Source organism: Sulfitobacter sp. TCYB15 (assembly GCF_040435955.1).
GTDB lineage: Bacteria > Pseudomonadota > Alphaproteobacteria > Rhodobacterales > Rhodobacteraceae > Sulfitobacter > Sulfitobacter pontiacus.
In genome coordinates, this window is the sequence record NZ_CP159193.1 from 1,915,104 (window position 1) to 1,929,523 (window position 14,420).

The window sequence follows — 14,420 nt, forward strand, 5'->3', positions numbered from 1 at the left end:
TATGAAACTGCGGGCACTCTTGATTTGCCTTCTGCCGGTACTGCCCCTTGCGGCGGTGCCGGTTTTTGCACAACAGCAGTCTGAACGGCGCGTGGTGCAAAGCCCGATCCTGACCATCGATTCAGATCGTGTGTTCAACGAAAGCGCCTTCGGTCTGCGGGTGGCGGATGACGTGGAAACCCAAAGCGCTGAAATATCTGCCGAAAACCGCCTGATCGAAGCGGATTTGAAGGCCGAGGAGCGCAAGCTCACCGATCAGCGCAGCAAGCTCAGCCCCGACGCCTTTAGCGGGCTGGCGGATGCCTTTGACGAAAAGGTGCAGAAAACCCGCGCGGCGCAAGCGGCAAAGGGGCGGGCGTTGAACGAATTGGTCGAGAAAGAGCGCCAGGTGTTCCTGGCCGCTGCCGGCCCCGTGTTGGAACAGATGATGCGTGAAGCCGGGGCGGCCGTGATCCTTGAACGCCGGTCGGTCTTCGTCAGCGCCAACGCCATCGACATCACCGACGAAGCCATCGAGCGGCTTGACGCGTCGGTCGGCAGCGGCAAGAACTGATCCCCCCCGCTTGCCCATGGCGGCCAGAATTGGTAGCCAGCATACAGCTTTTAACAGACAGGACATGCAATGACTGACACCCTGCCAAGTGCCGATATCCAGATGATCCAGCGGATCATTCCGCACCGCTATCCCTTTTTGCTGGTCGATAAAGTGGTCGATATCCAGGGCACGCAAAGCGCTGTCGGGATCAAGAATGTCACGATGAACGAACCGCATTTTCAGGGGCATTTCCCCGGAATGCCGATTATGCCCGGCGTCACCATCGTAGAGGCGATGGCGCAGACCGCTGCGGTGATGGTTGGTGTCACGCTGGAAATGGCGGATAAGGATATGAAAGTCTATTTCATGGCCATCGACAAATGCAAATTCCGCCGCAAGGTCGTTCCCGGTGACGTCGTCCGGATGGAGCTGAACACCCTGCGCGGCAAACCCGGCGGTAAAGTCTGGAAATTCGGCGGCGTCGCTTCGGTCGAGGGCGAAATGGCGGCCGAGGTTGAATTCACTGCGATGATGGACCTGTCCTGATGGGCAACATCCACCCAAGCGCCGTGATCGAGGAAGGGGCGCAGATCGCGGCCTCTGCCAAGGTCGGCCCGTTCTGCGTTATCGGCCCTCGGGTCGTGCTGCATGACAACGTTGAGGTGAAGTCCCACGCGATCGTCACCGGCGACACCGAAGTCGGCGAAGGTACGGTGATCTTTTCCTTCGCGGTGATCGGTGAAATCCCCCAAGACCTTAAGTTCAAAGGGGAATCCAGCCGTCTGGAAATTGGCAAACGCAACCGCATCCGCGAGCATGTCACCATGAACGGCGGCACCGAAGGCGGTGGCGGCGTGACCAGAATTGGCGATGACGGGCTGTTTATGGCGGGCTGCCACATCGCCCATGATGCGATCCTTGGCGATCGGGTAATTGTGGTGAACAACGCCGCCGTCGCGGGGCACTGCATCATCGAAGACGATGTTCTGATCGGCGGGCTGGCCGGTATCCACCAATTCGTGCGCATCGGTCGCGGTGCCATCATCGGCGCTGTGACGATGGTAACGAATGACGTGATCCCCTACGGTCTGGTGCAAGCGCCCCGTGGGGTCTTGGACGGGCTTAACCTTGTCGGGCTGAAGCGTCGCGGTGTCACCCGCGCCGACATCACGGCCCTTCGCGCGGCGTTCCAGATGCTGGCGCAGGGCGAGGGAACCTTCCACGACCGCGCCCGCCGTTTGGGCGAGGAAACCGGCAGCGACTACGTCCGCGAGATCGTCGACTTCGTGCTGGCCGACACGGGGCGTCACTTTCTGACACCGGGTTGATGCTGGCGCTGATCGCAGGGGGCGGCGGACTGCCTCAACGAGTGGCCGGCGCGCTGGCCGATGCGCCTTTGATCTGCGCCTACGAGGGGACGACACCCGTCGGGCTGGTGCCGGATCTGGTGTTCCGCCTTGAAACGCTTGGCACTTTGCTGGCCGAGCTGACCGCGCGCGGCGTGACACAGGTGTGTTTCTGCGGTGCCGTGGCACGGCCGTCCTTCGATCCGTCCAAACTGGATGCGGCAACGCTGCCCTTGGTGCCGGTGTTCCAGAAAGCCCTTGCTGCGGGGGACGACGGTGCCCTGCGCGCCTTGGTCGATATTTTCCAGACAGCGGGGCTGACCGTCGTTGCCGCGCATGACCTCGCGCCCGACTTGATGGCGCGCGAAGGCGTGCTCAGCCAGCGTCAGCCGGATGCGCAGATGCGCGATGACGCCGCGCGCGGTGCTGCCCTGGTGCGCTGCCTTGCGCCTATGGATGTGGGGCAATGCTGCGTCGTCGGGCAGGGGCAGGTCATGGGGATCGAGGCGATTGGCGGCACGGACCACCTGCTGTCGACCCTGCCTGATCGTGCGCGCTCGGCCAGCGCGGTGCTGTTTAAGGGTCCGAAACCGGGCCAAAGCCATCTTGTCGATATGCCCACCATCGGGCCCGACACCCTGCGCCGCGCCCATGCGGCAGGGCTGGCGGGTGTCGTGATCGAGGCGGGGTCTGTGATCCTGCTGGAACCAGACGCCTGCGTCGCCTTGGCGGATGAATTAGACCTCGTGCTATGGGCAAGGGCCGCGCCATGAAGGTGTTCATCATTGCGGGCGAACCTTCGGGTGACCGATTGGGGGGCGCGCTGATGGCAGGGCTGAAATCCCTGCGCCCCGACATCACCTTTGACGGGATCGGCGGGACAGATATGGCCGCCGAAGGGCTGACCAGCCGTTTTGATATGTCCGAACTCTCTGTCATGGGCATCGCCGAGATTCTGCCGAAATACAAATCTCTGATGGCGCGGATCAACGAGACGGCGCAGGCCGTGATCGACGCCAAGCCCGATGTGATGATCACCATCGACAGCCCCGATTTCTCGCTTCGCGTGGCCAAGCGGGTCAAAGCGGCGTCGGATATTCGCACGGTGCATTATGTCGCGCCCACAGTCTGGGCCTGGCGTCCCGGGCGCGCGAAAAAGATGGCGCGGTATATCGATCACGTGCTTGCACTTTTCCCCTTCGAGCCGCCCCTGATGGAGGCCGAGGGCATGGCCTGCGATTTCGTCGGCCATCCCGTGGTCGGCGAGAAAATCGCTACACACCGCGAAGCCGCTGCCTTTCGTCAAGCCCATGAGATCGGCGATGCCCCCCTGATGCTCGTCCTGCCCGGATCTCGGCGGTCAGAGGTGGCGCGTCTATCGGATGTGTTCGGCGATGCGGTGGCCCGTTTTGCCCGGACACATCCTGATCTGCGCGTGGTCATTCCCGCCGCCGGTCCTGTGGCAGACGCGGTGATTGCGCAGACCCAAGGCTGGACGGTGCGCCCCATCGTGCTGGACCCGCGTGCGGGCAGCAGGGAGGAAGGTGCCGCGATGAAACGGGCGGCGTTTGCCGCCGCGGACGTGGCACTTGCGGCCTCTGGCACCGTGTCGCTGGAACTGGCCGCCGCATCGCTGCCGATGGTGATCGCCTACCGGATGAACTGGCTCAGCTTCCGTCTGATCAAAGCGATGGCGCTGATTGATACGGTGACTTTGGTGAACCTTGTGTCCGACACCCGCGTCGTGCCGGAGTTTCTGGGCCCCGATTGCACCGCCGATAAGATCGCTGGCGGTTTGGCGCATGTCTTTGCGCATCCCGAGGATCAAAAGGATGCGATGGCGCTGACGATGGAGCGGCTTGGCAAGGGGGGCGAGAGCCCGGGTCTGCGTGCGGCGCGGGCGGTATTAGCAAATCTGTAGGTCTAGAGACTGGCTTTAGAGTAAAATGAGGGGCGTTGCCCCTCAAACTCACGACGCTAAATGAGGGGCGCTGCCCCTCAAACTCACGGCGCCATATGAGGGGCGCTGCCCCTCAAACTCCCCGGGATTTTAAAGCATTTGGAAGGGGTTAGCCTTTGTGGATCCAGCCGCCGCCGAAGATGCGGGTGCTTTCGGGGTCGTAGAAGACGCAAGCCTGACCCGGCGAGATCCCTTCCTCGGGGGTGAGCAGCTCTACCGTGGCTTCGGTATCCGAGATCGGACGCAGGATCGCGTCTGTCGGAGGGCGGGTAGAGCGTACGCGCACAGCAATGGGCCATTCGCTTTGCGACATGAGCGGGGTGTCACCAAGCCAGTTAATCTCTTTCACGGGCACGGTACGGGTGGCCAGCATCGATTTCGGCCCCACGACGACCTGCGCGTTATCCGCATCGAGTTTCACCACATAGAGCGGGTCGGCCAAGCCGCCAATGCCAAGGCCACGGCGCTGCCCGATGGTGTAGTTGATCACCCCGTCATGCTGCGCCAGCACATTGCCGTCGGTGTCGACGATATTGCCGGGGTTGGCGGCTTCGGGGCGCAGTTTGCGGATCACCGAGGCGTAGTCGCCATTCGGGACAAAGCAGATATCCTGACTGTCGGGCTTGTCCGCCACGCTCAGCCCGTATTTCGCCGCCAGCGCCCGCGTGTCGTTTTTTGACGGCAGGTGGCCAAGGGGGAAACGTAGATAGTCCAACTGTTCGGGCGTGGTCGAGAACAGAAAGTAGCTTTGATCACGATTGGCATCGGCGGCGCAATGCAGTTCGGCCCCGTCGGGGCCCATCTTGCGCTGGATATAGTGACCGGTCGCCATGCAATCGGCATCCAGATCCTTGGCTGTTTCCAGCAGATCCTTGAACTTCACCCGTTCGTTGCAGCGGATGCAGGGAACGGGCGTGGCCCCGCCCAGATAGCTGTCGGCGAATTCGTCAATCACGGCGTCCTTGAACACGTTTTCATAATCCAAAACGTAATGCGGGAACCCCATGGATTCTGCGACACGCCGCGCATCATGGATATCGATGCCCGCACAGCAAGCCCCTTTGCGCGCCAGTGCCGCACCGTGGTCGTACAGCTGCAGGGTGACGCCGACGACGTCATAGCCTTCCTCGGCCAGCATGGCGGCGACCACGGAACTGTCGACACCGCCCGACATCGCCACAACGACGCGGGTGTCGGCAGGTGCTTTGGCAAAGCCCAACGAATTGAGCGGCGGGGTGCGATCAAGCGGCATGAGAATACTCCGGGAGGTTTGAGGCTTAATATAGGAAAATTAGCGGTACTCTCAAGGGGCGACTTCACGGGTCGTTAACATGCGGCGACCTAGCCTGCACCGGATCAAGAACGGGCCGTGAACAGGGGCGCGCGTCTTATGTGTAAGGGGTGAAAAGGGGAAAACGAGTGTATTTGAAAAAGGTCGAACGACCCAGGGCGGTGACCTTGCCCGACGGGTCCAGCTTTAGCCTTGCGGATCTGCCGGATCGCAATACCCGCCGGTGGGTCGCATCGCGCAAGGCTGCGGTGGTGCGTGGCGTGTTATACGGGCTGATCACTGAGGCGGATGCGGAAGAACGCTATGGTGTGGGGCGGGCGGAATTTGTCGAATGGGTGCGCGCTGTCTCTGAACATGGGGAAGCGGCTTTGCGGGCCACAGCGCTACAAAAGTATAGACAACTTTAAGTTGCTCGCCTAACAAGTTGAGCACTATTAACGAGTGGTTAAACTATTTTGTTCACGGTGCCTTTTATACCAAATCCATTTGAGCGGAGTGAGACACATGCGAATACTGTTGGTCGAAGATGACCCAACCACCTCCAAAAGCATCGAACTGATGCTGACCCATGCCAACCTGAACACCTATACCACCGATCTGGGGGAAGAGGGCATCGATCTGGCAAAGCTCTATGACTACGATCTGATCCTGCTGGATCTGGATCTGCCGGATATGAACGGGCATGACGTCTTGCGGCAATTACGGCTGAGCAAGATCCAGACGCCGATCCTTATCCTCTCCGGCTCTGACGACACAGAAAACAAGATCAAGGGGTTCGGCTTTGGTGCTGATGACTATCTGACCAAACCTTTCCACCGCGAAGAACTGGTGGCGCGGATCCATGCGATCATCCGGCGGTCCAAGGGCCATTCGCAATCGGTGATCAACGTCGGGCGCGTGTCGGTCAATCTGGACGCCAAGTCGGTGACGGTGGGGGATAAGCCCGTGCATCTGACCGGCAAGGAATACCAGATGTTCGAACTCCTGAGCCTGCGCAAAGGGTCGACCCTGACGAAAGAGATGTTTCTGAACCATCTTTACGGCGGCATGGATGAACCCGAGCTCAAGATTATCGATGTTTTCATCTGCAAATTGCGTAAAAAGCTTAGCAATGCCACGGGTGGCGAGAATTACATCGAGACGGTCTGGGGCAGGGGATATGTGCTGCGCGATCCGGCCACCATGGGCTACCCCGAACAGGAAAGATTGGCCGTCGGCGGCTAGCCACAAAGGCAAGGGAAATATTCTAGACGCGGGGGAGTTCCCTGCGTATCTAGACCCCAGTTGAAACAGCAGGCTGGGGCTTACCGTGACTGAGAAAACCGCACTTCAGGAGCTTTCCGAGGAGGAGGCCAAAGCCGAATTGGCGCGCTTGGCTGACCTGTTGGGGCGGGCGAATGCGGCCTATCACACGCAGGACGCGCCCGACCTGTCAGACGCGGAATATGATCGCCTGAAACGTCGCAATCAGGCGATTGAGGAACGGTTCCCCGGCCTCAAACGCGCTGATAGCCCCAGCGACAAGGTCGGTGCCGCCCCGGCGGAAGGGTTCGGCAAGGTCCGGCATGACGTGGCGATGCTGTCCTTGGGCAATGCCTTCGAGGATGAGGATGTTGTCGATTTCGATGCGCGCATCCGCAAATATCTGGGACTCCCGGGCGGGACGCCGCTGGCCTTCACCGCAGAGCCCAAGATTGACGGGCTGTCGCTGTCGCTGCGCTATGAAAACGGGGATCTGGTGCAGGCCGCGACCCGTGGGGATGGTGCCGTCGGGGAAAACGTCACCGCCAATGCGCGCACGATTGATACTATTCCGACGCGGATCGAGGGCGCACCGGCGCTGCTTGAGGTGCGCGGCGAAGTCTATATGCGCCACGACGACTTTGATGCGCTGAATGCCCGACAGACGGCCAACGGGGGCAAGACCTTTGCCAATCCGCGCAACGCCGCCGCCGGATCTTTGCGCCAGTTGGATGCCGAGATTACCCGCGCACGGCCGCTGGCGTTTTTCGCCTATGCCTGGGGGGCCTTGTCCGCGCCGCTGGCCGAAACGCAGTTTCAAGCGATAGAGCGGCTTAAGGCATTCGGGTTTGACACCAACCCGCTGACGACGCTCTGCGATGGCCCGCAAGAGATGATCGCGCATTACCGCAAGATCGAAGAGCAACGCGCGACGCTTGGCTATGATATCGACGGCGTCGTCTACAAGGTGAACGATCTGGCGTTGCAAGACCGGCTTGGCTTTCGCTCAACCACCCCCCGTTGGGCAATTGCGCATAAATTCCCTGCGGAACTGGCCTGGACCCGGCTGGAGGATATCACCATTCAGGTCGGCCGCACTGGCGCGCTGTCGCCGGTGGCGCGGTTGCATCCGGTGACCGTGGGGGGCGTCGTTGTCTCGAATGCGACGCTCCATAACGAGGATTATATCAAAGGGCTCGACAGTAAGGGGGCCCGTATCCGCGAGGGCAAGGATATCCGCGTCGGCGACTGGGTGCAGGTCTACCGTGCGGGGGACGTGATCCCCAAGATCGCGGATGTGGACCTTGGCAAACGACCCGAGGACGCTAGAGCCTATGTCTATCCAACGACCTGCCCGGAATGTGGCAGCGATGCCATCCGCGAGGAAGGCGATGCGGTGCGTCGCTGTACGGGTGGTTTGATCTGCCCCGCCCAAGCGGTTGAAAAGCTGAAACATTTCGTATCACGCGCGGCCTTTGATATTGACGGTCTGGGCGCGAAACAGGTCGAACAATTCTATGGCGATGGCTGGATTGCGGAACCGGCGGATATCTTCACGCTCAAGACCCGCTATGGCAGCGGCATGCAGCAGCTCAAGAACCGCGAGGGCTGGGGCGAGAAATCTGCCGATAAACTGTTTCAGGCCATTGAGGATAAACGCAAAATTCCCCTGTCGCGGCTGATTTTTGCGCTTGGCATCCGCCATGTGGGCGAAGCGGCGTCGAACCTGATCGCGCAGCATTACGGCAGCTGGACCGCGTTCGAGGCTGCGATGGGGCATGCAAAATCCGGGGATGGCCCCGCCTGGGACGATCTGATCGGTGTGGACGGCGTCGGTCAGGTCATGGCGCAAAGCTTGATAAGCACCTTTGCGCAAGAGGCCGAGCGTGCCTCGATCGACCGGCTGGTGGCGGAACTGTCGGTGCAGGATGTGGCGCGCCCCGATACCGAAGGGTCCCCCGTGGCGGGAAAAACCGTGGTCTTCACCGGTACGCTTGAAAAAATGACCCGTGCCGAGGCAAAGGCGCGCGCCGAACGTTTGGGGGCCAAGGTCTCTGGCTCGGTCAGTGCGAAAACCGATATTCTGGTCGCGGGGCCGGGGGCTGGCTCCAAGGCCAAGAAAGCGGCGGATCTGGGCATTCAGACATTGGACGAGGACGGCTGGCTTGCGCTGATCGACGGCGCATGACCGGCCGGCCCGAGGCGCTTTTCCCCCTCTTTGCCAAGCTCGAAACGCTGGAAGGGGTCGGGCCGAAAACCGCGCAGAACTTTGCCCAGCTTGGGGTGATGGCCCCGCGGGACCTGTTGTTTACGCTGCCGTATTCCGGCATCGACCGACGGCTGCAGCCCAGTGTCAAGGATGCAATCCTGCCCGCCACTGTTACCGTGGCGGTCACCGTTGGCGCGCATCGGGCACCTGCAAACAAGGGCGGGGCCTACCGTATTCATGTCGAAGACAGCGCCACCGCCTTTCAGCTGGTCTTCTTTCACGCGCGCGGGGATTATTGGAAACGACAGATGCCCGAAGGGTCACGGCGCGTGGTGTCGGGGCGGGTAGAGCTTTTTGACGGCATCCCCCAGATGGTGCACCCGGATTTCGTCGTGCCCGAGGCCGAGGCGGGCGATATTCCGACGTTTGAACCGGTCTATCCGCTGACCAGCGGGATCACGCAAAAGCTGATGTATAAGGCCACGCGGGCCGCATTGTCGCGGGTGCCAGAGGTCGGCGAATGGATTGACCCCAATCAGAAAAACCAAGAGAACTGGCCAGATTTTTCCGATGCGCTTCAACAGGCGCACGCCCCGAACGACATGGCTGACCTTTCTGCCGCGGCGCCAGCGCGGGCGCGGCTGGCCTATGATGAATTGCTCGCCCATCAACTGACGCTTGCCCTTGCGCGCGCCAAGGACCGGCGGAAGGCGGGGCGCAAGACGGTTGGGGATGGCCAGTTGCAGCAGCGCGTGCTTGGCGCATTGCCCTACGCGCCCACCGGTGCACAGACCCGCGCCATCGCCGAGATTGCAAAAGACATGGCCAGCGGGGCGCGCATGAACCGCTTACTGCAGGGGGATGTGGGCGCGGGCAAAACGCTGGTCGCCTTCATGGCATTGTTGCGGGCGGTCGAGGCAGGCGGGCAGGGCGTGCTGATGGCCCCGACAGAAATCCTCGCGCGTCAACATCTTGAAGGCTTACGCCCCTTGGCCGAACAGGCGGGTGTGGTGCTTGAGCTCTTGACCGGACGCGATAAAGGGCCCGAACGGCGCGCCAAGCTGAGCGCGCTGGAAAGCGGCGCGATCCAGATCCTTGTGGGCACCCATGCGGTGTTTCAGGCCGGTGTCGCCTTTGGCGATCTGCGCCTTGCGGTGGTGGATGAACAGCACCGTTTTGGGGTGCGCCAGCGGCTTGAGCTTGGCAAAAAAGGGCAGGCCGTCGATGTTTTGGTCATGACCGCGACGCCGATCCCGCGGTCGCTGGCCCTCGCGCAATATGGCGATATGGACGTGTCTGTGCTGGATGAAAAACCGCCCGGGCGCAAACCCATCCGCACCGCCCTGATTGCCACCGACCGGATGGAGGAGGTCGTGACCCGCTTGCGCGCCGCCATCAGCGAAGGGCGGCAATGCTATTGGGTGTGCCCGCTGGTCGAAGAAAGCGAGGTCAGCGATCTGATCGCCGCAGAAGCGCGGTTCAAACACCTGCGTGCGGCATTGGGCGAAGGCGTGGTCGGGCTGGTCCATGGGCAGATGCCGCCCGCCGATAAAGACGCGGCCATGCGTGCCTTTCAGCAAGGGCAGACCAAGCTGCTGGTCGCCACCACGGTGATCGAGGTGGGCGTCGACGTGCCGAACGCCAGCATCATCGTGATCGAGCGCGCCGAAAGTTTCGGGCTGGCACAGCTGCACCAGCTGCGCGGGCGCGTGGGACGGGGGCAGGCGGCCTCTACCTGCTTGCTGATGTATCAAGCCCCGCTCAGCGAAAGCGGCCGCCAACGGCTGGAGGTTTTGCGCGAAAGCGAGGATGGGTTTGTGATCGCCGAGACGGACCTCAAGATGCGCGGAACCGGTGATCTGATCGGCACGGCGCAATCCGGCGTACCGCGGTTTCGGGTCGCGGATCTGGAAAAACAGGCGGCTTTGATGCAGGTCGCCCAATCGGATGCGCGCGCCTTGCTGGCTGTGGACCCTGATCTGACCACCCCGCGCGGCAAAGCCGCCCGGCTGCTGTTATGGCTGATGCGCCAGGACGAGGCGATCCGTTTGATATCAGTGGGTTAGCAATTTAATCCCATTTTGTTCTCTTTTGTTCTCATAAAGTTCTTTACACAGGGGTTTGAAAATGAGAACAAATAGGCAACGGAAACGGGAGAACGCACATGACCACGATCCTTACAGTCAAAGCCATTGCCAAACGGTCGAAAGACACGTTGTTGCAAGATGCCGCAGGGGCGGCTGCCTTGGTTGTCATCCTCGTGGTCGGTCTGCACCTTCCCGCCTTCGTTTGACTTCTGCCTGCGTAATCCGTGTTGTTTTGATCTAGCCCGCGCATCTGTCCCAAACTCTATGCGTTGGCGAAGTCCGCAATACCTTCGTCCCTGTGCCCGAGTTGTCCCCTCTGTCACGGATCAAAACGAGCCTTCACGGTCACCGCACCCTTACGCCGCCATCCTGCCCGGATGTGCGGCGTTTTTTTGTGTAGGCGTTCGGGGGGGCGTTCGCTGATAGGGCGGCATCGCTGCAGCGGCGCTACTTGGGCAGATCGCCGCGGAACGGGCCTAGCCGTTTTGCGCAACCTCTTGGGTCTGTTCCATCGCTTCGGCCAACGCCTCTATCGTCAGCAGGATGGACGCATGACGGTTTTTATAGGCCACCGCGGGGGTCAGCACCTCGAACCCGTCAAAGGGGGCGTCGGGCACGGGGCCTTGGCCTTTCAACATCGCTTTCAACTGATCCCGCGCCGTCTGGATCTGATCCAACGTGGCACCAACTGCCGCTGCACCGGCCACAGCGGCAGAGGCCTGACCCAAGGCGCAGGCTTTCACATCCTGACCCATCTGCGCCAGCTTGCCATCTTCGACCACGACATCGACCGTGACGGTGGACCCACATAGGGGCGAGCGCCGCGTGACGCTGGCATCGGGATTTTCCAAGCGCCCCAGATGTGGGATGTCAGCCGCAAGCCCCAAAATCCGCGCTGAGTATAGCTTGATCAGGTCTGTCTCGTCACTCATGGCTGTTCCTCTGTGTCGTTAACCCTTACATAAGCCTTCACGCGGATGATGCAAAAACAAACTGAAGGCACGGCGATGGACTTTGACACCAGCACATTGAAATTCAACGAAGCAGGGCTGATCCCCGCGATTGCACAGGATGCGACCACGGGCGACGTGTTAATGATGGCGTGGATGAATGCGCAGGCCGTCACCCAAACGCTGGAAACCGGCCGCGTCACCTATTGGAGCCGCTCGCGTCAGTCGTTCTGGATAAAGGGCGACACCAGCGGCCACGTGCAAGAGCTGGTCGAGCTGCGCATCGACTGTGACCGCGATTGCCTGCTGGTGAAGGTGCATCAGACGGGGGCGGCCTGTCACACAGGACGGCGAAGCTGCTTTTATACGCTGGTCGAAGACGGTGTCGAACGCATCACGCTTGACGTACTGGATGATGAATAGGCGCTAAAGCCCTATCATTGCACGAATATCTTGTGGTGACGCGCCTTCACTCCGGTACAAGGAGATTGCGCGCGCGTCATCGCGTTTGGCCAGCCGCTTGCCATTTTCATCACGGATCAGATCGTGGTGGAAATAGCGCGGGGGTTTGTGGCCCAGCAAATCCAGCAGCAACACCTGCACCTGAGTGAAGTCAAACAGGTCCACGCCGCGCACTACATGGGTGATCCCCTCGCGGATATCGTCGATGGCAGAGGCAAGGAAGTAGGCGGCGGTCTGGATGTCTTTGCGCCCCACCACGATATCACCGATCTTCGCCAAAAGCGCTGCGTGATCAAGGGGATGCGGGCCAGCGCGTAGCGGCCCGTCCTCTATGAACCCCAGCCTGTCTGACGCCTGTTCAACCGCGCGGTCCATATGCAGGCGGATCGCGTCATTCGGTCCGCGGTCGTCCATACTGCGCGTTTTGCAGGTCTGCGGATAGACGCTATGCGGTGCCCCTTCCTGCGGCGCGGCGAGTGCGGCGGCAATATCTTTGCGGCTACAGCGGCAGGGATAGGTCAATCCACGTGAAGAAAGCGCCTCAACACTTTGATTATACACATCAAGGTTTTCGGATTGCATCAGAGGCGGTGCATCCCATGTGATGCCCAGCCACGCCAGATCGTCCAACGCTTGGCGCATGTATTCGGGTTTTGATCGCTCCAGATCCGTGTCCTCGAACCGCAGCAAAAAGCTGCCACCTTGCGCGCGCGCCATATCGTGGGCCACCAGCGCCGAATAGGCGTGCCCCAGATGCAGTGGCCCGGTGGGCGACGGCGCGAACCGGGTGCGAAAGCTCATGCTGCTGGCGTGGTGCCGTCCAACCAGCCCTGCCAGTCTGTCTTGGCGCGGTCGGTGTAGGCTTTATAGCGATCCTTGCGGCCGCGACGGCCGGATTTCAGCCCCTCGACCGGTGGGAACAGGCCAAAGTTGACGTTCATCGGCTGGAAGGTTTTCGCATCCGCGCCGCCGGTGATATGGGTGATCAAGGCGCCGGTCGCAGTGGTTGGCGGCGGCGGGGTGGCCGCTTCGCCCTTGATCTCGGCCACGGCCAGACGCCCGGCAAGCAGACCCATCGCAGCGCTTTCCACATAGCCTTCGACGCCGGTGATCTGCCCAGCAAACCGCACGTTCGGCTGGCTGCGCAGACGCATCTGATCGTCCAACAGCGTGGGCGAGTTCAGGAAAGTATTGCGGTGGATACCGCCGAGCCGCGCGAAGGAGGCATTTTCAAGCCCCGGAATCATCCGCAGCACCTCTGTCTGGGCCCCGTATTTCATCTTGGTCTGGAAGCCGACGATATTATACAACGTGCCCAGCTTGTTATCGCGGCGCAGCTGCACCACGGCATAGGGTTTATTGTCGGGATCATGGGGGTTGGTCAGGCCGACGGGCTTCATCGGGCCAAAGCGCAGCGTTTCGCGCCCGCGTTCGGCCATGACCTCGATCGGGAGGCAGCCGTCGAAGTAGCCCGCCGTCTCGCCTTCCTTGAATTCTGTCTTGTCCGCGGCCAGCAGCGCGTCGATGAACGCCTCGTATTGGTCCTTGGTCATCGGGCAGTTGAGGTAGGCGGTACGCTCTTCCTCGGTCTCGCCCTTGTCATAGCGCGATTGCATCCACGCTTTGCTCATATCGATGCTGTCATGGTAGATGATCGGCGCGATCGCGTCGAAGAAGGCCAGTGCCTCGGCACCGGTTTCGGCGGCGATAGACTGCGCCAGATCGCCCGAGGTCAGCGGGCCGGTCGCGATGATCCAGTGACCCTCGCGCGGCAGATCGGTGATCTCGCCATATTCGACAGAGATATTGGGATGCGCCATCAGCGCGTCTGTCACCGATTGCGCGAAGGGATCACGGTCCACCGCCAAGGCACCGCCGGCGGGCAGCCGGTGTTTCTGCGCTGTTGCCATGATCAGCCCGTTGGCGGCACGCATCTCCCAATGCAGCAGGCCCACGGCGTTCTGTTCATTATCATCCGAGCGGAAGGAGTTGGAGCAGACCATTTCCCCCAGCAGCCCCGTCTGATGCGCGAAGGTGCCGACCTTGGGCCGCATTTCATGGAGCACAACCTGAATGCCCGCGTTCGCCGCCTGCCAGGCGGCCTCTGATCCGGCCATGCCGCCGCCGATGATATGGAGTGTATGTGTCATGCCAGCGATGTAGGGCAGGGGCTGTCGCGGTGCAATAGCCAGCGGTGCCTGTCGTGAAACGCGTGACCGCCGCCCTTTGGGCCATCAAACATATCGACTGAATGTGAAGGGGGATTTTTGGGGTCGCCACTGCGGGAACGGTCGGTCAGTGAGAGGCTGACCTGGAGGGACCTTCCGCCGGCGGCGAC

General features: G+C 61.3%; 15 protein-coding genes. 11 read left to right on the forward strand and 4 right to left on the reverse strand.

Annotated features, from left to right (window positions below; genetic code table 11):
- Position 1 precedes the first annotated feature (1 nt).
- The 5 genes from ABM428_RS09125 to lpxB all read left to right on the forward strand — a co-directional run bounded on the left by ABM428_RS09125 (position 2) and on the right by lpxB (position 3,802).
- The gene (locus tag ABM428_RS09125) at positions 2-553 is read left to right on the forward strand and encodes an OmpH family outer membrane protein (protein ID WP_037944231.1); all 552 of its coding nucleotides are present in this window, start codon (positions 2-4) and stop codon (positions 551-553) included.
- A 69-nt stretch (positions 554-622) separates the two neighbouring features.
- On the forward strand, positions 623-1,081 hold the full coding sequence (gene fabZ, locus ABM428_RS09130) for a 3-hydroxyacyl-ACP dehydratase FabZ (RefSeq protein WP_005853421.1): 459 nt from the start codon (positions 623-625) through the stop codon (positions 1,079-1,081).
- Positions 1,081-1,863, forward strand: coding sequence for an acyl-ACP--UDP-N-acetylglucosamine O-acyltransferase (gene lpxA, locus ABM428_RS09135; RefSeq protein ID WP_005853423.1), 783 nt, complete (start codon positions 1,081-1,083; stop codon positions 1,861-1,863). The genes fabZ and lpxA overlap by 1 nt, the downstream gene beginning before the upstream one ends.
- Positions 1,863-2,654: an LpxI family protein gene (locus tag ABM428_RS09140; RefSeq protein ID WP_132996635.1), complete on the forward strand. Its 792-nt coding sequence runs from the start codon at positions 1,863-1,865 to the stop codon at positions 2,652-2,654. The genes lpxA and ABM428_RS09140 overlap by 1 nt, the downstream gene beginning before the upstream one ends.
- Positions 2,651-3,802: a lipid-A-disaccharide synthase gene (gene lpxB / locus ABM428_RS09145; RefSeq protein ID WP_240790774.1), complete on the forward strand. Its 1,152-nt coding sequence runs from the start codon at positions 2,651-2,653 to the stop codon at positions 3,800-3,802. The genes ABM428_RS09140 and lpxB overlap by 4 nt, the downstream gene beginning before the upstream one ends.
- A 148-nt stretch (positions 3,803-3,950) precedes the next feature.
- Here the strand turns inward: lpxB and mnmA are convergent, their stop codons facing one another.
- Positions 3,951-5,093 (reverse strand): tRNA 2-thiouridine(34) synthase MnmA, encoded by a 1,143-nt coding sequence (mnmA, locus tag ABM428_RS09150; protein ID WP_005853429.1) that lies wholly within the window; start codon positions 5,091-5,093, stop codon positions 3,951-3,953.
- A gap of 167 nt (positions 5,094-5,260) precedes the next feature.
- On the opposite strand from mnmA, the gene ABM428_RS09155 reads away from it, so the two are divergent.
- The 5 genes from ABM428_RS09155 (at position 5,261) to ABM428_RS09175 (ending at position 10,876) form a co-directional block, all read left to right on the forward strand.
- Positions 5,261-5,539 (forward strand): DUF1153 domain-containing protein, encoded by a 279-nt coding sequence (locus tag ABM428_RS09155; RefSeq protein ID WP_037944233.1) that lies wholly within the window; start codon positions 5,261-5,263, stop codon positions 5,537-5,539.
- Between the two features lie 97 nt (positions 5,540-5,636).
- The gene (gene ctrA / locus ABM428_RS09160; protein WP_005853432.1) at positions 5,637-6,356 is read left to right on the forward strand and encodes a response regulator transcription factor CtrA; all 720 of its coding nucleotides are present in this window, start codon (positions 5,637-5,639) and stop codon (positions 6,354-6,356) included.
- Positions 6,357-6,441: 85 nt separating this feature from the next.
- Positions 6,442-8,562 carry an NAD-dependent DNA ligase LigA gene (gene ligA, locus ABM428_RS09165; RefSeq protein ID WP_132996633.1) on the forward strand — a complete coding sequence of 707 codons (2,121 nt, stop codon included), beginning with the start codon at positions 6,442-6,444 and terminating at the stop codon, positions 8,560-8,562.
- Positions 8,559-10,649: an ATP-dependent DNA helicase RecG gene (gene recG / locus ABM428_RS09170; RefSeq protein ID WP_353627873.1), complete on the forward strand. Its 2,091-nt coding sequence runs from the start codon at positions 8,559-8,561 to the stop codon at positions 10,647-10,649. The genes ligA and recG overlap by 4 nt, the downstream gene beginning before the upstream one ends.
- A gap of 98 nt (positions 10,650-10,747) precedes the next feature.
- On the forward strand, positions 10,748-10,876 hold the full coding sequence (locus tag ABM428_RS09175) for a hypothetical protein (protein WP_005853439.1): 129 nt from the start codon (positions 10,748-10,750) through the stop codon (positions 10,874-10,876).
- A gap of 270 nt (positions 10,877-11,146) precedes the next feature.
- Here the strand turns inward: ABM428_RS09175 and ABM428_RS09180 are convergent, their stop codons facing one another.
- Entirely contained in the window at positions 11,147-11,602 is a 456-nt protein-coding gene (locus ABM428_RS09180) for an iron-sulfur cluster assembly scaffold protein (RefSeq protein ID WP_005853441.1), read from the reverse strand.
- A 75-nt stretch (positions 11,603-11,677) separates the two neighbouring features.
- Between ABM428_RS09180 and hisI the strand changes: the two genes are divergently transcribed.
- Positions 11,678-12,043, forward strand: coding sequence for a phosphoribosyl-AMP cyclohydrolase (gene hisI / locus ABM428_RS09185; protein ID WP_353627874.1), 366 nt, complete (start codon positions 11,678-11,680; stop codon positions 12,041-12,043).
- A gap of 3 nt (positions 12,044-12,046) precedes the next feature.
- Here hisI and gluQRS read toward each other — a convergent pair whose 3' ends face one another.
- Complete coding sequence (gluQRS, locus tag ABM428_RS09190) at positions 12,047-12,883, reverse strand: tRNA glutamyl-Q(34) synthetase GluQRS (protein WP_353627875.1); 837 nt, start codon at positions 12,881-12,883, stop codon at positions 12,047-12,049.
- Entirely contained in the window at positions 12,880-14,232 is a 1,353-nt protein-coding gene (trmFO, locus tag ABM428_RS09195; RefSeq protein WP_132996629.1) for a methylenetetrahydrofolate--tRNA-(uracil(54)-C(5))-methyltransferase (FADH(2)-oxidizing) TrmFO, read from the reverse strand. The genes gluQRS and trmFO overlap by 4 nt, the downstream gene beginning before the upstream one ends.
- Positions 14,233-14,420 lie beyond the last annotated feature (188 nt).